Source organism: Mycobacterium tuberculosis H37Rv, assembly GCF_000195955.2.
Classification (GTDB): Bacteria; Actinomycetota; Actinomycetes; order Mycobacteriales; family Mycobacteriaceae; genus Mycobacterium; species Mycobacterium tuberculosis.
On the sequence record NC_000962.3, the window covers coordinates 1099031 to 1119940 of the forward strand.

Sequence of the window (20910 nt, forward strand, 5' to 3'; positions counted from 1 at the left end):
TTACTGTTGAAAGCCACACCCATGCCAGTCCACGCATGGCCAAGTTGGCCCGAGTAGTGGGCCTAGTACAGGAAGAGCAACCTAGCGACATGACGAATCACCCACGGTATTCGCCACCGCCGCAGCAGCCGGGAACCCCAGGTTATGCTCAGGGGCAGCAGCAAACGTACAGCCAGCAGTTCGACTGGCGTTACCCACCGTCCCCGCCCCCGCAGCCAACCCAGTACCGTCAACCCTACGAGGCGTTGGGTGGTACCCGGCCGGGTCTGATACCTGGCGTGATTCCGACCATGACGCCCCCTCCTGGGATGGTTCGCCAACGCCCTCGTGCAGGCATGTTGGCCATCGGCGCGGTGACGATAGCGGTGGTGTCCGCCGGCATCGGCGGCGCGGCCGCATCCCTGGTCGGGTTCAACCGGGCACCCGCCGGCCCCAGCGGCGGCCCAGTGGCTGCCAGCGCGGCGCCAAGCATCCCCGCAGCAAACATGCCGCCGGGGTCGGTCGAACAGGTGGCGGCCAAGGTGGTGCCCAGTGTCGTCATGTTGGAAACCGATCTGGGCCGCCAGTCGGAGGAGGGCTCCGGCATCATTCTGTCTGCCGAGGGGCTGATCTTGACCAACAACCACGTGATCGCGGCGGCCGCCAAGCCTCCCCTGGGCAGTCCGCCGCCGAAAACGACGGTAACCTTCTCTGACGGGCGGACCGCACCCTTCACGGTGGTGGGGGCTGACCCCACCAGTGATATCGCCGTCGTCCGTGTTCAGGGCGTCTCCGGGCTCACCCCGATCTCCCTGGGTTCCTCCTCGGACCTGAGGGTCGGTCAGCCGGTGCTGGCGATCGGGTCGCCGCTCGGTTTGGAGGGCACCGTGACCACGGGGATCGTCAGCGCTCTCAACCGTCCAGTGTCGACGACCGGCGAGGCCGGCAACCAGAACACCGTGCTGGACGCCATTCAGACCGACGCCGCGATCAACCCCGGTAACTCCGGGGGCGCGCTGGTGAACATGAACGCTCAACTCGTCGGAGTCAACTCGGCCATTGCCACGCTGGGCGCGGACTCAGCCGATGCGCAGAGCGGCTCGATCGGTCTCGGTTTTGCGATTCCAGTCGACCAGGCCAAGCGCATCGCCGACGAGTTGATCAGCACCGGCAAGGCGTCACATGCCTCCCTGGGTGTGCAGGTGACCAATGACAAAGACACCCTGGGCGCCAAGATCGTCGAAGTAGTGGCCGGTGGTGCTGCCGCGAACGCTGGAGTGCCGAAGGGCGTCGTTGTCACCAAGGTCGACGACCGCCCGATCAACAGCGCGGACGCGTTGGTTGCCGCCGTGCGGTCCAAAGCGCCGGGCGCCACGGTGGCGCTAACCTTTCAGGATCCCTCGGGCGGTAGCCGCACAGTGCAAGTCACCCTCGGCAAGGCGGAGCAGTGATGAAGGTCGCCGCGCAGTGTTCAAAGCTCGGATATACGGTGGCACCCATGGAACAGCGTGCGGAGTTGGTGGTTGGCCGGGCACTTGTCGTCGTCGTTGACGATCGCACGGCGCACGGCGATGAAGACCACAGCGGGCCGCTTGTCACCGAGCTGCTCACCGAGGCCGGGTTTGTTGTCGACGGCGTGGTGGCGGTGTCGGCCGACGAGGTCGAGATCCGAAATGCGCTGAACACAGCGGTGATCGGCGGGGTGGACCTGGTGGTGTCGGTCGGCGGGACCGGGGTGACGCCTCGCGATGTCACCCCGGAAGCCACCCGCGACATTCTGGACCGCGAGATCCTCGGTATCGCCGAGGCCATCCGCGCGTCCGGGCTGTCCGCGGGAATCGTCGACGCCGGGTTGTCGCGCGGCCTGGCGGGTGTCTCCGGCAGCACGCTGGTGGTCAACCTCGCGGGTTCGCGTTATGCGGTGCGCGATGGAATGGCGACGCTGAATCCGCTAGCGGCACAGATCATCGGGCAGTTGTCGAGCTTGGAGATCTGAATCCGGATCGAGTGTCGGGCTATTGCGATTCTGTGCTCGCGCGAGGCCCGTCGGTTGGCGATGGTGTCCCACGGCCGCCGTGCCTCCCCGGCGAGTCCCCGTTCGTTTGCGCGAGCAGATCGCGGATTTCGGTGAGCAGCACGACTTGGGTGTCGCCCGGCTGCTCGACCTCCCCCTTCTTGCGTAGTGTGTTGTAGGGCAGCACGACTAGGAAGTACACCGCGAACGCGATCAGGAAAAAGTTGATCGCTGCCGACAACAAGACGTTCAAGTCAATGGTCTGACCACCGCCGATACCGATCCGCAAGATGCCGACGTCGGACTGTGCGTTGACGCCGATCCGGTTGATCAGCGGCGTAATGATGCTGTCGGTGAACTTGGTGACCAACGCCGTGAACGCTGTGCCGATTACCACCGCGACAGCCAGGTCGACGATATTACCCCGCGCGAGAAACTCCTTGAATCCTTTGAGCATGCGATGTCCTTTCTGCAGTCGGCGGCCGGCAGTCCGCGAGTGGAACACCTAGAAAAACTAGACCAGGTGGTGTCAATGGCCACGACGCTGGGATCGCCGTTGCCATGGGGAGCTGACGCTGCCGGGATCCGGTGCTGTTGTTTGTTGACGGGATGCCCTTGACTTCGCTGACCGTGGTGTGCGCGTAACCGGCCGGTCGGGAACGCGGCGACGGATGGCGCGGTGGCCAGGACAGTGATCGAGATGACATCACGCCAACAACGCCTTCAGCTGTGAGCGATCCGGGCTAGACTACCGCCGAAATATCCAACAAAGGACCTACATGAACCGGCAACCTATCGTTCAGCTGAGTAACTTGAGCTGGACATTCCGAGAAGGCGAAACCCGACGACAAGTCCTAGACCACATCACCTTCGATTTCGAGCCCGGTGAGTTTGTCGCGCTGCTGGGGCAAAGTGGAAGTGGTAAAAGCACTTTGCTGAACCTCATCAGTGGCATAGAAAAGCCCACCACAGGTGACGTCACAATTAATGGGTTCGCTATCACTCAGAAAACCGAGCGAGACCGGACGTTGTTCCGGCGCGATCAGATTGGCATCGTCTTTCAATTTTTCAACCTGATTCCCACTCTTACCGTGTTGGAAAATATTACGCTGCCTCAGGAACTGGCCGGAGTTTCTCAGAGGAAAGCGGCCGTGGTCGCTCGTGACCTTCTCGAAAAAGTGGGCATGGCCGACCGTGAACGCACCTTTCCCGATAAACTCTCCGGCGGAGAACAACAACGGGTCGCTATTTCCAGAGCGTTGGCGCATAATCCCATGCTGGTGTTAGCCGATGAGCCGACCGGCAACCTGGACTCCGATACCGGGGATAAAGTCTTGGATGTTCTGCTTGATCTCACCCGCCAAGCAGGTAAAACCTTAATCATGGCTACGCATAGCCCGTCGATGACGCAGCATGCCGACCGGGTAGTCAACTTACAGGGCGGCAGGTTGATACCTGCCGTGAACCGAGAAAATCAAACCGACCAGCCGGCCAGCACGATCCTATTGCCCACGTCATATGAATGACCAAGCTCCCGTTGCTTATGCACCACTATGGCGCACGGCGTGGCGTCGGCTGCGTCAGCGGCCGTTTCAATATATTCTGCTGGTCCTGGGAATTGCGCTAGGCGTTGCCATGATCGTGGCTATCGATGTATCCAGTAATTCGGCGCAACGTGCCTTCGATCTCTCTGCCGCGGCCATCACCGGAAAATCTACTCACCGGCTGGTCAGTGGCCCCGCCGGGGTGGACCAACAGCTTTATGTCGATCTGCGCCGACACGGGTACGATTTTTCCGCTCCGGTAATCGAAGGCTATGTGTTGGCCCGCGGACTGGGAAACCGAGCTATGCAGTTCATGGGCACCGACCCATTTGCGGAGTCAGCTTTTCGCTCGCCTTTATGGTCCAACCAAAATATCGCCGAGTTGGGTGGCTTTTTGACTCGACCCAACGGTGTCGTGTTAAGCCGACAAGTGGCACAGAAGTATGGCTTGGCTGTGGGCGATCGCATTGCTCTGCAAGTGAAAGGTGCGCCTACCACAGTAACCCTGGTGGGATTGCTGACACCTGCAGATGAAGTTAGCAATCAAAAATTGTCCGACCTTATCATTGCTGATATTTCCACGGCCCAAGAGTTGTTCCATATGCCCGGAAGACTGAGCCACATCGATTTGATCATCAAAGATGAGGCCACTGCAACACGCATCCAACAAAGACTGCCGGCCGGTGTGCGTATGGAAACGTCGGATACCCAACGGGACACCGTCAAACAGATGACGGACGCTTTTACGGTCAATTTAACCGCTCTCAGTTTGATTGCCTTGTTGGTGGGTATCTTTTTAATCTACAATACCGTGACATTTAATGTCGTGCAACGGCGACCGTTTTTCGCCATATTGCGCTGTTTGGGTGTAACCCGAGAGCAGTTATTTTGGCTGATAATGACGGAATCCCTCGTTGCCGGGCTGATTGGTACGGGCTTGGGCCTCTTGATTGGAATTTGGCTCGGCGAAGGCTTGATCGGCCTGGTGACTCAAACCATCAATGATTTCTATTTTGTCATCAATGTTCGCAATGTGTCCGTCTCCGCCGAAAGCTTGTTGAAGGGGCTGATCATCGGCATCTTTGCCGCCATGTTAGCCACACTGCCACCGGCTATAGAAGCGATGCGCACCGTCCCTGCCAGCACATTGCGGCGCTCCTCCCTGGAAAGCAAGATAACCAAGCTCATGCCGTGGTTGTGGGTGGCGTGGTTTGGTTTGGGTAGCTTTGGTGTATTGATGCTGTGGTTGCCGGGCAACAACCTGGTTGTGGCCTTTGTCGGTCTCTTTAGTGTGCTGATTGCCCTGGCGCTTATTGCCCCGCCGCTGACCCGGTTTGTAATGTTGCGCTTAGCTCCTGGCTTAGGACGGCTGCTCGGTCCAATAGGTCGAATGGCGCCACGCAATATTGTGCGCTCGTTGAGTCGCACCTCTATCGCCATCGCCGCCCTGATGATGGCCGTGTCCTTGATGGTAGGCGTCTCCATATCGGTGGGGTCGTTTCGACAGACGCTGGCCAATTGGCTAGAGGTGACTTTGAAGTCGGATGTCTATGTGTCTCCGCCGACCTTAACATCCGGTCGCCCCAGCGGTAATCTGCCTGTGGATGCCGTCCGGAATATAAGCAAATGGCCAGGAGTGCGTGACGCAGTTATGGCTCGGTATAGTTCCGTTTTTGCCCCGGACTGGGGGCGTGAGGTGGAACTAATGGCGGTGTCGGGTGATATTTCCGACGGCAAGCGACCATATAGGTGGATCGACGGCAATAAAGACACGCTCTGGCCACGTTTCTTGGCGGGGAAAGGGGTGATGCTATCGGAGCCAATGGTATCGCGACAACACTTGCAGATGCCGCCAAGGCCGATCACGCTAATGACGGATTCGGGGCCACAAACGTTCCCCGTTCTGGCGGTTTTCTCTGACTACACCTCAGATCAAGGTGTGATTTTGATGGATCGCGCCAGTTATCGGGCCCATTGGCAGGATGATGACGTGACGACCATGTTTCTTTTTTTGGCATCGGGTGCGAATAGCGGTGCCTTGATAGATCAACTACAAGCCGCGTTCGCGGGTCGGGAAGACATTGTTATTCAATCGACTCATAGTGTCCGCGAAGCATCAATGTTCATATTTGATCGTAGTTTTACCATTACCATCGCGTTGCAACTGGTGGCCACGGTGGTGGCTTTTATTGGCGTACTGAGCGCGCTGATGAGTTTGGAATTGGACCGGGCTCATGAGTTGGGTGTTTTTCGCGCCATTGGCATGACTACCCGCCAATTATGGAAGCTGATGTTCATTGAGACCGGCCTAATGGGCGGGATGGCCGGCTTGATGGCCTTGCCAACTGGTTGTATTCTAGCGTGGATTCTTGTCCGCATTATCAATGTCCGCTCATTCGGCTGGACCTTGCAGATGCACTTTGAGTCGGCGCATTTTCTTCGAGCCCTGTTGGTAGCGGTGGTGGCCGCCCTGGCGGCGGGTATGTACCCCGCTTGGCGTTTGGGACGGATGACGATTCGCACGGCGATTCGTGAGGAATGACGGTACATGAGAAAAGCAGGATTGACCGGTGTTGTACTGGTTCTGACGCTGACGCTGGTGGCTTTCTGGTGGTGGCAACGTCCGCGAACGAATGCTGTGGCTGCTGACTCTTTAGTTGGCGTTTTGGTCGATGAGAATAACGCCGGATATTCCTTGGCCACAGTGCCGGGAGCCGTTCGGTTTCCCCGGGATTTGGGTCCTCATTACGATTACCAGACGGAATGGTGGTATTACACCGGTAATCTGGAAACTGCTGACGGTCGGCTTTTCGGCTACCAGCTTACTTTTTTCCGCAGGGCTCTCGCACCACCCGGCGAGGGGGTCGCCATAGCGGATGCTTCTTCATGGCGCACGACCCAGGTCTATATGGCCCACTTCGCGATAAGTGATATTTCGAACAGGGGCTTTTATCCGGCTGAGAAATTCAGTCGGCAGGCGTTGGGTTTGGCTGGTGCTAGCTCGGAGCCGTATGCGGTGTGGCTAGACGATTGGTATGCGCGTGAATCCAACAACAATTCGGTGCAATTGTTTGCTCGAACTCAGAACACGGTGTTGGATTTGACATTGACGCAAACGCTGCCGCCTATCTTGCAAGGAAATGCTGGGTTAAGTGTGAAAGGCGCGCAACCGGGAAACGCGTCCAACTACTACTCGTTAGTTCGTCAAGAATCGCGGGGCACTGTCAGTGTTAATGGCGACACATTCATGGTTAGTGGTTTGAGCTGGAAAGATCATGAGTACATGACCAGTGCGCTGGCCCCTGAAGATGTGGGTTGGGATTGGTTCGGGCTCCAATTTTACAATGGCACCGCTTTGATGCTTTTTCAGATTCGACAGGCGGATGGGAGTGTGACCCGATTTTCCAGCGGTACCTTTGTTGCCGGGGATGGTGGCGTGATCCCTCTCGAGTCGTCCGATTTCCGCATCAAGACGACTGATCGTTGGACCAGTGACCAGAGTGGCGCCACCTATCCGATTGCATGGGAAATCGAAATTGAACGGATAGGTTTGACGCTGCGCGGGGCCGCATTAATGGCTAATCAAGAACTGCGGTTATCGAGGACTTACTGGGAAGGGGCGGTTGCCCTTGAGGGTCGTTATCAAGGAATGCCGATCAGTGGTCGGGGATACGTTGAAATGACCGGCTATGTACAACGGCTGTCTTGAAGTCGGGTAATTGCCGGTGATTCTTGGTTTAGAGGCTCTCGAATGGTCGTCGGGCAGTTGTGATATCGCTGCAAACCCTAGAGTACTTATTCGTCGTTGTGTCAACAGGTAGTTGCTGGGGTGTGTCGCTAGTCGCACGCAGATATCGCGTGGTCGATCAATGTCGCAAGGGCTCGGCGAGGTTGGCGGTCAGGCAAATAGGGGAGCTCCTCTCGCGCCTGTGCGGCATAGGCGGCTACCACATTCTTGGCCTTTCCTATGCCCGGTGAGCAACGCAGCAGTGTGAGGGCTTCGGCGACGTGGTCGTCGTGGATCGGTCCGGCCAGCAACTCACGCAGCCGGCTTGTGTCGGGTGTCTGCTCACGCAGCGCGTAGAGCATCGGCAGCGTGTGGACAGCTTGGCCAAGGTCGGCGCCCGATAGCGTAGCGGAGTCACCGGAGATGGCGATGATGTCGCGCGAGATCTCAAACGCAGCACCGATCATGCGCCCCAAGCGCGCTACGCGGCGGATCTGCTCTTCGGCGGCGCCGGAGAGTGCCGCTCCGAGCTGTCCGGATGCTGCGATGAGAGAGCCGGTCTTCTCGTGCACGACTCGGAGGTAATGCTCGATCGTGTCGATATGCGAGGCGGGGCCCCGGGTCGCGCGCATCTGCCCGGTGATCAGCTCGGCGAACGCCTCGGCGACGACCGCGAAGGCCTCGGGGTCCAGCCGCGAGGCTAGCTGTGAGGCCGTCGCGAATCGGTAGTCACCGGCGAGGATTGCGAAGTTGTTGGTCCAGCGTGTGTTGTCGCTAGGTGTCTTGCGGCTCATGTCGGACTCATCCACGACTCTGTCGTGACAAAGCGTCCCCAGGTGCATCAACTCGATGGCTGCCCCCGCGACCGTGACCTCCCATCCGTCGGGGTCGGAGCCCAGTTGCGCCGCAAGCACCGTGAAAAGCGGTCTAAACGGGGTGCCGCCGGCGTCGACAAGGTGCGCCACCGTGTCGCGCATAACCTCGTCGGCCTGGGAGAGTTCGCTATTGATCAGCTCTGTAATCCGGGCAATCCCGTCGTGGACGTTGGCGGTGAATTGCGGGTCACCCAGGCTGACTGCCGGGATCATGCTCGTGGCCGTAGGCATGCGCACAACATTGACACGTGTACAAGATAAGGTATGGCGTGTTCAGTGCAGGGTCAGCGTCACCGTCTGACCCAGCGCCGCACCGGCTACCGTATTGGCCAGCCGGGCTGGCAGCGCCACCAAAACGACCCGGTCACTATCAGCCGCCTGGGCCTTCTGCTGGGCCGAGACCAGGACCACGATGGCGTCGGTGGCCAAGAGCCGTAGAGCTGCCGGCGAATCGGTTACCGGCGCGGCCAGCACGTCGACCACATCCCCGACCCGAACAAGGTCGACCAAAGCGCTGTCAGCCAGATGCAGCGGCACGATGCGGGCGTCCGGGCCGGCAGTCGACTCGGCCAACCGGCTGCCCAGTAAACGCACGTCGGTGAGCACCTCGCCACGGCGTGTCGGGCTGGCCAGCGTCGAACCCACCACTGCGTCCAGGTCAGCTTGCGACCCGTCGGGAAGCGTGGTGGCCGAACGTTTTTCCAGCCTGACATCACCGGGAGTCAATGCGGTACCGGGGCGCAGATCGTGCGCGGCCACCACCACCTCGGAGCGATCATCCTCTGGATTGGACCGCAGCGCCGCAACGCCGGCCAGCATGACCAGCCCGGCCGCGGCGAAGCGCCGGGCCCGCACGGTCCGGGTCCAGTCCGGGCGCAAAAACGCCGATATCCGGCTGACCAGGCTCGGATTCAGGGAGGATTCCGCCACACCGCAAACGGTAGGCGCAGCGCCGTGCTAGGCAGCGCCGGTCAGAAATCCCCTTGTGGATAACCTCTCAACTCAGACGGCCGCGGCGGCGGTTGTGGAGCTGGTTGACTTCTCGGTTGACCCCGAAGCCTTGCTTTCACTCGAGCCAGAACTCCCCGAACTCCCCGAACTCTTCGTCGACTCGCTGGTCGAGGATCCGTTGGTCTGGCTCTTGGACTTCTTGCCCGACTCGCGGCTGTCGGTGCGGTAGAAGCCGGTGCCTTTGAACACCACGCCGACCGCATTGAACAGCTTGCGCAGCCGGCCAGAACACCGCTCGCACGTGGTCAGCGCATCGTCGGTGAAGGCCTGCACAACATCGAAGCGGTTGGCGCACTGGGTGCACTCGTAGCTGTAGGTTGGCACAAGAACCTCCGGAAATGTCACTCGGCGTTAGCACTCTACCGTCTCAAGTGCTAGAACCGCTAGGTGAGTTCCGTCATTCCCCGCACGGCAGCGCGATCAGCCCGCGCTCCGGTGTGAGCGCATGAGTCATGGGTACGTCGTGCGGCTCCGACGGCAACACGTCGACCAGTTCGACAGTGCGCACCACCGCGACTAGACGAGCGTGCGGGTCGCGGCACCGCAGCGAGCGATCGTAGAAGCCGCGACCTCGGCCCAGTCGCACGCCCTGGCGGTCGACAGCCAGCGCCGGCACCAGCACCAAGCTGGCCTGCGCCAGCGCGGCTTCCGGCAGCCAAGGTTCGGGTGGTTCGAGCAGTCCCCAGCGTGCGCGCGCGAGTCCGCCGGCACGGTACTCGCCCCACCGCAACGGCAACGGGAGGTCACCGCCGGCGGTGCGCGCCACCGGCAACAGCACTCGCCCCGCGCGGCGCAGCAACACATCCAACATCTCGATTGACCCCGGCTCGCCGCCTACCGGCACATACGCGCAGACGGTGCTGTCGCTGGTGACCATGCGCTCCAGGTGTCCACGCAACATCCGGGCCTCGGCGGCGCGCACGTCGTCGGCAACGCGGCGTCGGGCCGCCAGGAGCTGGTCGCGCAACGCCGACTTGCTCGCCATCGCCATGTCCTCAACGATGACACAGCCCCGGCCGTCCCGCGCGAGCGCCGGGACAGCGCCAACGAAGAGGCGGGCAATCAGCACGCTGCGGGTTATCGTGTGAACGATGTCACGCCCAGAAGTACTAACGCCGTTCACGGCAATCGTCCCGGCAGCCGGCCTGGGTACGCGCTTTCTGCCGGCCACCAAGACGGTGCCCAAGGAGCTGCTGCCCGTCGTCGACACTCCCGGTATCGAGCTGGTGGCCGCCGAGGCGGCCGCGGCCGGTGCCGAACGGCTGGTGATCGTCACCTCCGAGGGTAAGGACGGGGTGGTCGCGCATTTCGTGGAAGACCTGGTGCTGGAGGGCACGCTCGAGGCCCGAGGCAAGATCGCCATGCTGGCCAAGGTGCGTCGCGCCCCGGCACTGATCAAGGTCGAATCCGTGGTGCAGGCCGAGCCGCTGGGACTGGGACACGCCATCGGCTGTGTGGAGCCGACGCTGTCGCCCGACGAAGACGCTGTCGCGGTGCTGCTGCCTGACGACCTGGTGCTGCCGACCGGCGTCCTGGAGACGATGTCGAAGGTGCGAGCCAGCAGGGGCGGCACCGTGCTGTGTGCTATCGAGGTGGCGCGCGAGGAGATCAGTGCCTACGGGGTTTTCGATGTCGAGCCGGTCCCCGATGGTGACTACACCGACGATCCCAACGTGCTGAAGGTCAGGGGCATGGTCGAAAAGCCCAAGGCCGAAACGGCGCCGTCGAGGTATGCGGCGGCCGGCCGCTACGTTCTAGACCGTGCCATCTTCGATGCGTTACGCCGCATCGACCAGGGTGCAGGCGGTGAAGTGCAGCTCACCGATGCGATCGCGCTGCTGATTGCCGAGGGCCATCCCGTCCATGTCGTCGTCCACCAAGGGTCCCGACACGACCTGGGAAATCCGGGCGGGTACCTCAAGGCTGCGGTTGACTTTGCATTGGATCGTGACGACTACGGCCCGGACTTGCGGCGATGGTTGGTGGCGCGACTGGGTCTGACAGAGCAGTAGCCTGGCGACGATACGGCACGGACGGTTCCGGGGTGGGGGATGCCCGGCCCCATGGCTCGACGGAAAGGCGGGCGCTGTGCGTTCTGTGGAGGAGCAGCAGGCTCGGATATCGGCCGCTGCGGTAGCCCCGAGGCCGATACGCGTTGCGATCGCCGAGGCGCAGGGATTGATGTGCGCCGAAGAAGTGGTCACCGAACGTCCAATGCCCGGTTTTGATCAGGCCGCCATCGACGGCTACGCGGTGCGCAGTGTCGATGTGGCCGGTGTCGGTGATACCGGTGGTGTCCAAGTCTTTGCCGACCACGGCGATCTTGACGGTCGCGACGTGCTGACCCTACCGGTGATGGGAACCATCGAAGCCGGAGCGCGCACCCTGAGCAGGTTGCAGCCTCGCCAAGCGGTCCGGGTGCAGACCGGCGCGCCGCTTCCCACCCTGGCCGATGCGGTCCTGCCGTTGCGGTGGACCGATGGCGGAATGTCTCGGGTGCGGGTGCTGCGCGGGGCGCCGTCGGGCGCCTACGTGCGGCGTGCGGGCGACGACGTGCAGCCCGGTGATGTGGCGGTGCGCGCGGGGACGATCATCGGCGCAGCCCAGGTGGGGTTGCTGGCGGCGGTCGGCCGTGAACGGGTGCTGGTGCACCCTCGTCCGCGGCTGTCGGTGATGGCCGTCGGGGGCGAGTTGGTCGACATCTCGCGGACCCCGGGCAACGGGCAGGTTTATGACGTCAACTCCTATGCCTTGGCTGCGGCGGGCCGGGATGCCTGTGCGGAGGTGAACCGGGTTGGCATCGTCAGCAACGACCCTACGGAACTTGGCGAAATCGTCGAGGGCCAGCTCAATCGGGCTGAGGTCGTGGTGATCGCCGGCGGGGTGGGCGGTGCGGCGGCAGAAGCGGTCAGGTCGGTGCTTTCCGAGCTCGGTGAGATGGAGGTCGTGCGGGTCGCCATGCATCCGGGATCCGTGCAGGGCTTCGGACAGCTCGGCCGTGATGGTGTACCGACCTTTCTGCTGCCGGCCAACCCGGTCAGCGCCCTGGTGGTCTTCGAGGTGATGGTTCGGCCGCTGATCCGGCTGTCGCTGGGTAAACGGCATCCGATGCGACGGATCGTGTCGGCGCGCACGCTGTCGCCGATCACGTCGGTGGCCGGGCGCAAGGGCTACCTGCGTGGCCAGTTGATGCGTGATCAGGACAGCGGCGAGTACCTGGTGCAGGCGCTGGGCGGCGCTCCGGGGGCGTCATCGCACCTGCTCGCGACGCTTGCCGAAGCGAACTGTCTGGTTGTGGTTCCCACCGGGGCCGAGCAGATTCGCACGGGTGAGATCGTGGATGTCGCCTTCCTGGCTCAGCACGGCTGAGCCGAACCACGGCGACTCTGGTGAACTTATGGCGCTCGAATCCCCGGCATCCGGGATGGCCGATGGCCGTCGGGCCGCTGCGGGTCTCGGCAGGCGTGATTCGGCTGCGGCCGGTGCGGATGCGTGACGGCGTGCATTGGAGCCGGATCCGGTTGGCCGACCGTGCACATCTTGAGCCGTGGGAGCCCAGCGCGGACGGCGAGTGGACCGTCCGGCACACGGTTGCTGCCTGGCCGGCGGTGTGTTCGGGTCTGCGTTCGGAGGCTCGCAACGGCCGCATGCTGCCGTACGTGATCGAGCTGGATGGGCAGTTCTGCGGCCAGTTGACCATCGGCAATGTCACCCACGGGGCCTTGCGGTCGGCCTGGATCGGCTATTGGGTACCAAGCGCGGCCACTGGCGGAGGGGTGGCCACCGGAGCGTTGGCGTTGGGTCTCGACCACTGCTTCGGTCCGGTCATGCTGCATCGAGTCGAGGCCACCGTGCGCCCGGAGAATGCGGCCAGTCGCGCCGTGCTGGCAAAGGTTGGCTTCCGCGAGGAGGGGCTGTTGCGCCGTTACCTTGAGGTTGACCGGGCATGGCGAGACCATCTGTTGATGGCGATCACCGTCGAAGAGGTTTACGGGTCGGTGGCCTCGACGCTGGTCCGTGCCGGGCATGCCAGCTGGCCCTAACGCGGAATCGCAACCAAACTGTGACTGGCGCGACACGTGTGGCGTGTGGTGCTTGTGAGAGATGAATTACAGGTGTGTAATTGCCCTGGGCGCTTTGACCCGGCCGCGCTGGCCAACGATGGGGCCTCGCGGGGATCGGAACCGAAGAGAGCAGGTCATCATGCCAAGCATCCCGCAGTCGTTGTTGTGGATATCGCTCGTGGTGCTCTGGCTGTTCGTGCTGGTTCCCATGCTGATCAGCAAACGTGATGCCGTTCGGCGCACCAGCGATGTGGCTTTGGCGACTCGGGTACTCAACGGTGGCGCTGGTGCGCGCCTGCTCAAGCGAGGTGGTCCCGCCGCGGGACATCGCTGGGGGTACCTCCCGCCCGAAGGGCAGGGGGACGACCCGGACTGGAAGCCGGAGGAAGACTGGCGCGACGACCCGGTCGAGGACGGGTTCGCCGACGTCGAGCATGACATCGACGAGGACCAGGAGGCCGACGATGCGCGCCGTCGGGGTGCGGTTGTCATGAAGGTTGCCGCTCCGCAGACCGCAGGTGCCGACGAGCCGGACTACTTAGACGTCGATGTGGTCGAAGAAGACTCGGAGGCGCTTCCGGTGGGGGCTGGCGCTGCGGTCGGCGAGTCCGCCGACGAGGCCGATGCCGAAGCTGCTGACGGAGTTGCGGGCCACGCCGACCCGGAGGCCGACCCGGTCGAATACGAATACGAATACGAATACGTCGAGGACACCTGCGGTTTGGAGCTCGAGGAGGACGACCAGGAAGCGCCACCGACCGTCGCATCCGGCACGTCACGGCGGCGCCGATTCGACACCAAGACCGCCGCCGCGGTCAGCGCCCGCAAGTACACCTTCCGCAAACGTGCGTTGATCGTGATGGCGGTGATCCTGGTTGGCTCTGCCGCCGCGGCCTTCGAGCTGACCCCGGTCGCGTGGTGGATCTGTGGTAGCGCCACCGGTGTGACGGTGCTCTACCTGGCATATTTGCGTCGGCAAACCCGCATCGAGGAGAAGGTGCGTCGGCGGCGGATGCAGCGGATCGCGCGGGCGCGGCTCGGTGTAGAGAACACCCGTGACCGCGAGTACGATGTGGTGCCGTCGCGGCTGCGCCGTCCGGGCGCGGTGGTCCTGGAGATCGACGACGAGGACCCGATCTTCACGCACCTGGAGAGCGCGGCCCCGATACGGAACTACGGCTGGCCCAGGGACCTGCCCCGGGCGGTGGGTCAGTAGGGCGCGCAGTTCGGCCATCGGCGCCGCTGCTGGTAGCCTGCTACCGATCAGGGGCTATGGCGCAGTTGGTAGCGCGACTCGTTCGCATCGAGTAGGTCAGGGGTTCGAATCCCCTTAGCTCCACCATCTAATCAGTAGCCATCGGCAGCCTCGTTGGCTGTGCCGCCGCGGACGTGGTTGAGACGGCGAGCACAGCCCTCGGGGCAATCCTGGCAGGTCGCAATGCGGTGGTGCCGCCACGGTGTCCACGTCGAGGCGCCGGCCTTGTGGTACCGGTAAAGTGCTGTGGCGACCGCGATCTGGCGCGAAGCCTGATGAAGATCGAATATTCGGCTGAATATTCGCTAAGACATGTGTGGCGGCGTCCGATCCTGTCACAACCTGCCCCTAGGGTCGGTGCATGAGCACGAAATACTACCTGCAGAAGGTCCCTGTCGAAGCCGTCCAGCCGGGCTTTTCGCTGGCCATTCCACACGATGGCGACTATCGCCTTTTCCAGGTCGACTGCACGCAAATGTGCCAGCGAAGTGGCCAGCCGGTGATGATCAGACTCATGTCGGAGTCCGTCGATGGTGGCCAGCCGTGGGTCTTGGAATATGAAGCGGGCACGGCGGTAATCCGGCTTCTCGGTGTTTGCCAGGCCGCTTCGTAGGGTGGCGTGTGCTCGCTAACCGGGCTTGGCGGCGGCTACAAACGGCAACGCGCGTTGTGTCTACTGCTCGACGTCCACTAGCCCGGCCGACCGAGACAGGTTGACGAAGGCATTCCGGTCAAACATCGTGAGTCCGATGTTGCCGGCGGCGGCGTTCGGCGCGTAGCGCATCGGCGGGCATTGGCCGGCATAGCTGGTGTGGATCGTGATCCGCCCGGCTGGCCGCAGCACTCGCACCTTCTCGCGGGCGATCCGGAACGGTTCCGGCATCAGCTACAGCGCGCCGAAACAACAAACAGCATCGAATGTTTCGTCGCCGAATGGCACCATGCGGGCGTGGCCGCGGATATGACACGTCCGTGGCCCACGGTTGTCCAGGGCGGTGCTGGTCAGCGTCGGCGCAGAGATGTCGAACCCGACCGCAAGACCCCCGTCCGGTGGATGTCCGGACAGCGGCTCAGTGAAATTACCTGGCCCACAACCGATATCGAGCACTCTGTGGGCGCGGCCGAGGTGCAGAGACACCGCGGCGCGGTGCCGCTCGGTTCGGGTGGTGATGCGGCTGGCAAGGTGGAAGGAGGCCGGACGCCACAACCGTTCGTACAACCGTAAGCTGGGCTTGGCGCCGGGCCGGATTGGACGGGATAGCCGAATTGACCGGCGCACGAGTCGAAGATCTTGCGGGGATGGACGTCTTTCAGGGATGTCCGGCCGAGGGTCTGGTGTCATTGGCGGCGAGCGTTCAGCCGTTGCGGGCCGCTGCCGGCCAGGTGCTGCTGCGGCAGGGCGAGCCGGCGGTTTCGTTTCTGCTTATCTCGTCGGGTAGCGCAGAAGTCAGCCATGTTGGCGACGATGGTGTTGCGATCATCGCTCGGGCGCTGCCGGGCATGATCGTCGGCGAAATCGCGCTGCTGCGCGATAGCCCGCGCAGCGCGACGGTCACCACCATCGAGCCGCTGACCGGCTGGACGGGTGGCCGCGGCGCTTTCGCCACAATGGTGCACATCCCCGGGGTCGGTGAGCGATTGCTGCGCACCGCCAGGCAGCGTCTCGCCGCCTTCGTCTCCCCGATTCCGGTACGGCTTGCCGACGGGACTCAACTGATGCTACGCCCCGTGCTGCCCGGTGACCGCGAGCGGACCGTGCACGGACACATCCAGTTCTCCGGCGAGACGCTGTATCGACGGTTCATGTCGGCTCGTGTTCCCAGTCCGGCGTTGATGCACTACCTGTCGGAAGTCGACTACGTCGACCACTTCGTCTGGGTGGTGACCGACGGAAGCGACCCCGTAGCCGACGCGCGTTTTGTGCGGGATGAAACCGATCCGACGGTCGCCGAGATCGCGTTCACGGTTGCCGACGCGTATCAGGGCAGGGGGATTGGAAGCTTTCTCATCGGTGCGTTGTCCGTGGCCGCCCGGGTCGACGGCGTCGAAAGGTTTGCCGCGCGCATGCTTTCCGACAATGTGCCGATGCGAACGATCATGGACCGCTACGGGGCGGTGTGGCAGCGCGAGGACGTCGGAGTCATCACCACCATGATCGATGTGCCGGGTCCGGGTGAGCTGAGCTTGGGGCGCGAGATGGTCGACCAGATCAACCGGGTAGCCCGGCAAGTGATCGAGGCCGTCGGCTGATCACCGACCCCGGGTCGGTGCGTCCGCCGCTGGCACCGCAGTTCGCCGCTGATCTGCTAGTCAAAACGGTGTCGACGTTGCGCAGCTCAGGGGCTGCGTTGGGTAGATTGACCACGATGCGCAAGGCGGTACTGGCAGTCGGATCGGTGTGCTGGCTTGTCGGCTGCTCATCAGGGGCCAGCTCCACCACCGCCTCGACCGGCGACATCGCCAAGGTGGCCGAAGTGAAGTCGGGCTTTGGACCTGAATACACCGTCACCGATGTCACTCCCAGGGCCATCGATCCCGGGTTCTTTTCCGCCCGCAAACTGCCCGACGGGCTGAGTTTCGATCCGGCGAACTGTGCGCAAGTGGCGGCCGGGCCCCAGCTGCCGACCGGGTTGCAGGGCAACATGGCCGCCGTCTCCGCCGAGGGCAACGGCAACCGGTTCGTCGTCATCGCGGTGGAGACGTCCCAGCCGCTGCCGGCCCCCAGCCCCGGGAAAGACTGCAGCAAGGTGACTTTTTCCGGGACGCAGCTGCGGGGCGGCATCGAGGTGGTCGATGTACCGCACATCGACGGGACACAGACGCTGGGCGTGCATCGCGTGTTGCAGGCGGTCGTCGGCGGGTCAGCGCGCACCGGCGAGCTCTATGACTATTCCGCTCGGTTCGGGGACTACCAGGTGATTGTCATCGCCAATCCACTGGTAATCCCTGGACGGCCGGTTGCGCGGGTCGATACGCAACGCGCCCGCGATCTGCTCGTACAGGCGGTGGCCGCGGTCCGGGGTTGACCGAGTTAGCGGACGTCGCGCGGCCGGAACTGGATGCTCACGCGCGGACCCGTCGGCGCCGATGTCTTGGGCACCGCATGCTCGAAGGTGCGTTGACACGATCCGCCCATCACCAATAGATCGCCATGCGCCAACGGCAGTCGCAACGATGGACCGCGGCCACGCGGCCGCAGCGCGAAGACGCGGGTGGCGCCGAGGCTGACGATCGCCACCATAGTGTCCTCAGTGCTGCCGCGACCAATGGTGTCGCCATGCCAGGCGACGCTGTCAGAGCCGTCGCGGTAGTAGCACAGCCCGGCGGTGGTGAAGGGCTCACCCAGTTCGCCGCCGTAGATGTCGTTGAGCCGCCGGCGCATCCGCGCCAGCTGCGGATGCGGCGGATCTTCGATGGTCAGGTCGTGAAAACTCACCAGCCGCGGCACATCGACCACCCGGTCGTACATCTGACGGCGCTCGGCTCGCCACGGCACCGTCGACAACAACGCGTCCAGCAGTTCTTCGCCGCCGGTCAGCCAGCCCGAACGGATGTCGATAAAGGCTCCGTCGCCGAGCTGTCTTCGCTCGTTGTGCTCGAAGAGCGCGCCTTGAACCGCGATCGCCACGCCGCCAAGCTTATCGCACATTCGTTCGATGGCGCCGCCCCGGCTACGGTTTGACCTGTGGGTGTCGAATTGGGGTCAAATTCCGAGGTCGGCGCGCTAAGAGTGGTCATCCTGCACCGCCCGGGGGCCGAACTGCGCCGGCTCACACCGCGCAACACCGACCAGCTGCTGTTCGACGGCCTGCCCTGGGTATCCCGCGCGCAGGACGAGCACGACGAATTCGCCGAGCTGCTGGCTTCCCGCGGTGCGGAAGTGCTGTTGCTGTCGGACCTGTTGACTGAGGCACTACATCACAGCGGGGCCGCCCGCATGCAGGGGATCGCCGCTGCCGTCGACGCACCGCGGCTGGGACTGCCGCTGGCGCAAGAGCTTTCGGCCTACCTGCGTAGTCTCGACCCAGGCAGGTTGGCGCATGTGCTGACGGCCGGCATGACCTTCAACGAGCTCCCGTCGGACACGCGGACCGACGTGTCGTTGGTGTTGCGTATGCACCATGGCGGAGACTTCGTCATTGAGCCGTTGCCGAACCTGGTGTTCACCCGCGACTCGTCGATATGGATCGGGCCGCGGGTGGTGATCCCGTCGCTGGCATTACGGGCACGGGTGCGCGAAGCGTCGCTGACCGACCTCATCTATGCTCATCACCCGCGGTTCACCGGTGTGCGGCGTGCCTATGAATCGCGCACCGCTCCGGTCGAGGGTGGCGACGTGTTGTTGCTCGCCCCGGGTGTGGTCGCTGTCGGAGTGGGCGAGCGGACTACACCAGCAGGCGCGGAAGCATTGGCGCGCAGCCTTTTTGACGATGATCTTGCGCATACCGTGCTCGCCGTGCCGATCGCTCAGCAGCGCGCGCAAATGCATCTGGACACGGTGTGCACGATGGTCGACACCGATACGATGGTGATGTACGCCAACGTTGTCGACACGCTCGAGGCGTTCACGATCCAGCGCACACCCGACGGCGTGACCATCGGCGATGCGGCCCCGTTCGCGGAGGCGGCTGCCAAGGCGATGGGAATCGACAAGCTGCGGGTAATTCATACCGGAATGGACCCCGTCGTCGCTGAACGCGAACAGTGGGACGACGGCAACAACACGTTGGCGTTGGCGCCCGGTGTCGTTGTCGCCTACGAGCGCAACGTACAGACCAACGCCCGCCTGCAGGACGCGGGCATCGAAGTGCTTACCATCGCCGGCTCCGAATTGGGTACCGGCCGTGGCGGGCCCCGCTGCATGTCCTGTCCGGCCGCCCGCGATCCGCTTTAGGAGTGGCGATTTCGGCGCCTGGCGGCGCCGCAGATCACCGCCAGCTGGGCAGCCAGATCTCCAGGTTCCAGGTCTGTTGTGAGATTGGCAGACCGGTGAGCACCGGATACAGCCACGCAAAGTTCGTCACCACGAGGGCCACGTAGCAGCAGACGACGATCAGCCCCAGTGTGCGTCGTTCGGAGCCCTGACCGGGGTGATAGAGGATATCGCCGAGAACCAGCGAAATGCCCATCACCAGAAATGGCGCCATGGTCGCTGCGTAGAAGAAGTACATCTGCCGGTCGATGTCGGCGAACCACGGCAGCCAACCGGCGCAGTAGCCGACCAGGACCACCGCATAACGCCAGTCCCGGCGCACAAACATACGCCACCCCGCGTATGCCAGGACTGGCACCGCCAGCCACCACATCGCGGGCGTGCCGACCAGCATCTCGGCCTTGACGCACGACTGTGCGCCGCAGCCTGCAACGTCTTGCTGGTCGATGGCGTACAGCACCGGCCGCAACGACATGGGCCAGGTCCACGGTTTGGATTCCCAAGGGTGGTAGTTGCCTGCGGAATTCGTCAGGCCCGCGTGGAAGTGGAACGCTTTGGCGGTGTAGTGCCAGAGCGAGCGCACGGCGTCGGGCAGCGGAACAACCGAGTTGCGACCGACCGCTTGACCGACCGCATGCCGATCGATCGCGGTCTCGGACGCGAACCACGGAGCGTAGGTGGCCAGATAGACCGCGAACGGGATCAACCCCAGCGCATACCCGCTGGGAAGCACGTCACGCCGCACTGTCCCCAGCCACGGTCTTTGCACTTGGTACTGACGTCGCGCCGCCACGTCGAACGCCAGCGCCATCGCGCCGAAGAACAGCACGAAGTACACGCCGGACCACTTGGTGGCGCAAGCCAATCCCAGCAGCACCCCGGCGCCGAACCGCCACCAGCGCACACCCACCCGCGGTCCCCACACGGTGGCGGCGCTGCGGCCGGCCAGCAGAGCGATGTGCATCCGTTCGCGAACCTGATCGCGGTCGACGATGAGCGCGCCGAACGCCGCGACGACGAAGAACGTCAGGAAGCCGTCCAGCAGCGCGGTCCGCGCGGTGACGAAGCTGACCCCGTCGCAGATCAGCAGCACCCCGGCGATGGCGCCGACCAATGTCGACCGGCTGATCCGCCGCACGATCCGCACCACCAGCGCCACCAGGACCACACCCAGCAGGGCGCCGGTGAACCGCCAGCCGAATCCGTTGTAACCGAAGATGGCCTCCCCGATCGCGATCAGCTGCTTACCGACCGGCGGGTGAACCACCAGGCCGTACCCGGGGTTGTCTTCCACCCCATGGTTGTTCAGCACCTGCCAGGCCTGGGGTGCGTAATGCTTCTCGTCGAAGATGGGGGTGCCGGCATCGGTCAGCGAGCCCAGGTTCAGGAACCGGGTCACCGTGGCCAGCAGCGTGATCAGGCCGGTCACGATCCAGCCGCGTAACCGGTCCAGGGGCCCGAAATCCGCGACCGGCACCAGCGGGCCGGGGCTGACGACGGGTACCACA

At 63.3% G+C, this 20910-nt stretch carries 21 protein-coding genes and 1 tRNA gene; 15 read left to right on the forward strand and 7 right to left on the reverse strand.

Features of this window, described 5'->3' with window-relative positions:
* Positions 1-35 precede the first annotated feature (35 nt).
* The gene (pepD, locus tag Rv0983; protein NP_215498.1) at positions 36-1430 is read left to right on the forward strand and encodes a serine protease PepD; all 1395 of its coding nucleotides are present in this window, start codon (positions 36-38) and stop codon (positions 1428-1430) included.
* Positions 1430-1975 (forward strand): pterin-4-alpha-carbinolamine dehydratase, encoded by a 546-nt coding sequence (gene moaB2, locus Rv0984; protein ID NP_215499.1) that lies wholly within the window; start codon positions 1430-1432, stop codon positions 1973-1975. Before pepD ends, moaB2 begins: the two co-directional genes overlap by 1 nt.
* A 19-nt stretch (positions 1976-1994) precedes the next feature.
* Here the strand turns inward: moaB2 and mscL are convergent, their stop codons facing one another.
* Positions 1995-2450, reverse strand: a complete 456-nt coding sequence (gene mscL / locus Rv0985c; protein NP_215500.1) for a large-conductance ion mechanosensitive channel — start codon at positions 2448-2450, stop codon at positions 1995-1997.
* Between the two features lie 322 nt (positions 2451-2772).
* Here mscL and Rv0986 point away from each other — a divergent pair, with 322 nt between their 5' ends.
* Genes Rv0986 through Rv0988 form a run of 3 tightly spaced genes read left to right on the forward strand, consistent with a single transcriptional unit; the run spans position 2773 to position 7246 of the window.
* A complete protein-coding gene (locus Rv0986) occupies positions 2773-3519 on the forward strand; it encodes an adhesion component ABC transporter ATP-binding protein (RefSeq protein ID NP_215501.1) in 747 nt (248 codons plus the stop codon).
* Positions 3512-6079 (forward strand): adhesion component ABC transporter permease, encoded by a 2568-nt coding sequence (locus Rv0987; protein NP_215502.1) that lies wholly within the window; start codon positions 3512-3514, stop codon positions 6077-6079. Before Rv0986 ends, Rv0987 begins: the two co-directional genes overlap by 8 nt.
* Before the next feature lie 6 nt (positions 6080-6085).
* On the forward strand, positions 6086-7246 hold the full coding sequence (locus tag Rv0988; RefSeq protein ID NP_215503.1) for a hypothetical protein: 1161 nt from the start codon (positions 6086-6088) through the stop codon (positions 7244-7246).
* Between the two features lie 128 nt (positions 7247-7374).
* Here Rv0988 and grcC2 read toward each other — a convergent pair whose 3' ends face one another.
* The 4 genes from grcC2 to Rv0992c form a co-directional block, all read right to left on the reverse strand.
* A complete protein-coding gene (gene grcC2, locus Rv0989c) occupies positions 7375-8352 on the reverse strand; it encodes a polyprenyl-diphosphate synthase GrcC (protein ID NP_215504.1) in 978 nt (325 codons plus the stop codon).
* A 60-nt stretch (positions 8353-8412) separates the two neighbouring features.
* Positions 8413-9069, reverse strand: coding sequence for a hypothetical protein (locus Rv0990c; protein NP_215505.1), 657 nt, complete (start codon positions 9067-9069; stop codon positions 8413-8415).
* 72 nt (positions 9070-9141) lie between these two features.
* On the reverse strand, positions 9142-9474 hold the full coding sequence (locus tag Rv0991c; RefSeq protein NP_215506.1) for a hypothetical protein: 333 nt from the start codon (positions 9472-9474) through the stop codon (positions 9142-9144).
* A 73-nt stretch (positions 9475-9547) separates the two neighbouring features.
* On the reverse strand, positions 9548-10141 hold the full coding sequence (locus tag Rv0992c) for a 5-formyltetrahydrofolate cyclo-ligase (RefSeq protein ID NP_215507.1): 594 nt from the start codon (positions 10139-10141) through the stop codon (positions 9548-9550).
* A 100-nt stretch (positions 10142-10241) separates the two neighbouring features.
* Here Rv0992c and galU point away from each other — a divergent pair, with 100 nt between their 5' ends.
* The 9 genes from galU to Rv0999 all read left to right on the forward strand — a co-directional run bounded on the left by galU (position 10242) and on the right by Rv0999 (position 17495).
* A complete protein-coding gene (gene galU, locus Rv0993; RefSeq protein NP_215508.1) occupies positions 10242-11162 on the forward strand; it encodes a UTP--glucose-1-phosphate uridylyltransferase in 921 nt (306 codons plus the stop codon).
* Between the two features lie 76 nt (positions 11163-11238).
* Positions 11239-12519, forward strand: coding sequence for a molybdopterin molybdenumtransferase 1 (gene moeA1 / locus Rv0994; RefSeq protein ID YP_177776.1), 1281 nt, complete (start codon positions 11239-11241; stop codon positions 12517-12519).
* Between the two features lie 62 nt (positions 12520-12581).
* Entirely contained in the window at positions 12582-13193 is a 612-nt protein-coding gene (rimJ, locus tag Rv0995) for a ribosomal-protein-alanine acetyltransferase RimJ (RefSeq protein NP_215510.1), read from the forward strand.
* 160 nt (positions 13194-13353) lie between these two features.
* The gene (locus tag Rv0996; protein ID NP_215511.1) at positions 13354-14430 is read left to right on the forward strand and encodes a transmembrane protein; all 1077 of its coding nucleotides are present in this window, start codon (positions 13354-13356) and stop codon (positions 14428-14430) included.
* A 50-nt stretch (positions 14431-14480) separates the two neighbouring features.
* Positions 14481-14553 (forward strand) — tRNA-Ala (gene alaV / locus Rvnt15).
* Between the two features lie 277 nt (positions 14554-14830).
* Complete coding sequence (locus tag Rv0997a; protein ID YP_009030028.1) at positions 14831-15082, forward strand: hypothetical protein; 252 nt, start codon at positions 14831-14833, stop codon at positions 15080-15082.
* Between the two features lie 180 nt (positions 15083-15262).
* On the forward strand, positions 15263-15694 hold the full coding sequence (locus Rv0997; protein NP_215512.1) for a hypothetical protein: 432 nt from the start codon (positions 15263-15265) through the stop codon (positions 15692-15694).
* Between the two features lie 23 nt (positions 15695-15717).
* On the forward strand, positions 15718-16719 hold the full coding sequence (locus Rv0998; RefSeq protein NP_215513.1) for an acetyltransferase Pat: 1002 nt from the start codon (positions 15718-15720) through the stop codon (positions 16717-16719).
* A 17-nt stretch (positions 16720-16736) separates the two neighbouring features.
* Positions 16737-17495: a hypothetical protein gene (locus Rv0999; protein NP_215514.1), complete on the forward strand. Its 759-nt coding sequence runs from the start codon at positions 16737-16739 to the stop codon at positions 17493-17495.
* A gap of 5 nt (positions 17496-17500) precedes the next feature.
* Here the strand turns inward: Rv0999 and Rv1000c are convergent, their stop codons facing one another.
* The gene (locus Rv1000c; RefSeq protein ID YP_177777.1) at positions 17501-18118 is read right to left on the reverse strand and encodes a hypothetical protein; all 618 of its coding nucleotides are present in this window, start codon (positions 18116-18118) and stop codon (positions 17501-17503) included.
* Positions 18119-18154: 36 nt separating this feature from the next.
* Here Rv1000c and arcA point away from each other — a divergent pair, with 36 nt between their 5' ends.
* Positions 18155-19363: an arginine deiminase gene (arcA, locus tag Rv1001; RefSeq protein ID NP_215517.1), complete on the forward strand. Its 1209-nt coding sequence runs from the start codon at positions 18155-18157 to the stop codon at positions 19361-19363.
* A 34-nt stretch (positions 19364-19397) separates the two neighbouring features.
* On the opposite strand, the gene Rv1002c is transcribed toward arcA, so the two are convergent.
* The gene (locus tag Rv1002c; RefSeq protein ID NP_215518.1) at positions 19398-20909 is read right to left on the reverse strand and encodes a dolichyl-phosphate-mannose--protein mannosyltransferase; all 1512 of its coding nucleotides are present in this window, start codon (positions 20907-20909) and stop codon (positions 19398-19400) included.
* Between the last annotated feature and the right edge of the window lies 1 nt (position 20910).

What these genes read in the sequence shown, in the direction of transcription:
- Rv0987 (NP_215502.1), top strand. Translation starts at nt 3,512, where the DNA reads ATGAATGACCAAGCTCCCGTTGCTTATGCACCACTATGGCGCACGGCG.
- Rv0997a (YP_009030028.1), top strand. Translation starts at nt 14,831, where the DNA reads ATGAGCACGAAATACTACCTGCAGAAGGTCCCTGTCGAAGCCGTCCAG.
- rimJ (NP_215510.1), top strand. Translation starts at nt 12,582, where the DNA reads ATGGCCGTCGGGCCGCTGCGGGTCTCGGCAGGCGTGATTCGGCTGCGG.
- grcC2 (NP_215504.1), bottom strand. Translation starts at nt 8,352, where the DNA reads ATGATCCCGGCAGTCAGCCTGGGTGACCCGCAATTCACCGCCAACGTC.
- Rv0992c (NP_215507.1), bottom strand. Translation starts at nt 10,141, where the DNA reads ATGGCGATGGCGAGCAAGTCGGCGTTGCGCGACCAGCTCCTGGCGGCC.
- pepD (NP_215498.1), top strand. Translation starts at nt 36, where the DNA reads ATGGCCAAGTTGGCCCGAGTAGTGGGCCTAGTACAGGAAGAGCAACCT.
- Rv0988 (NP_215503.1), top strand. Translation starts at nt 6,086, where the DNA reads ATGAGAAAAGCAGGATTGACCGGTGTTGTACTGGTTCTGACGCTGACG.
- Rv0996 (NP_215511.1), top strand. Translation starts at nt 13,354, where the DNA reads ATGCCAAGCATCCCGCAGTCGTTGTTGTGGATATCGCTCGTGGTGCTC.
- moaB2 (NP_215499.1), top strand. Translation starts at nt 1,430, where the DNA reads ATGAAGGTCGCCGCGCAGTGTTCAAAGCTCGGATATACGGTGGCACCC.
- galU (NP_215508.1), top strand. Translation starts at nt 10,242, where the DNA reads ATGTCACGCCCAGAAGTACTAACGCCGTTCACGGCAATCGTCCCGGCA.
- Rv0986 (NP_215501.1), top strand. Translation starts at nt 2,773, where the DNA reads ATGAACCGGCAACCTATCGTTCAGCTGAGTAACTTGAGCTGGACATTC.
- Rv1000c (YP_177777.1), bottom strand. Translation starts at nt 18,118, where the DNA reads ATGTGCGATAAGCTTGGCGGCGTGGCGATCGCGGTTCAAGGCGCGCTC.
- mscL (NP_215500.1), bottom strand. Translation starts at nt 2,450, where the DNA reads ATGCTCAAAGGATTCAAGGAGTTTCTCGCGCGGGGTAATATCGTCGAC.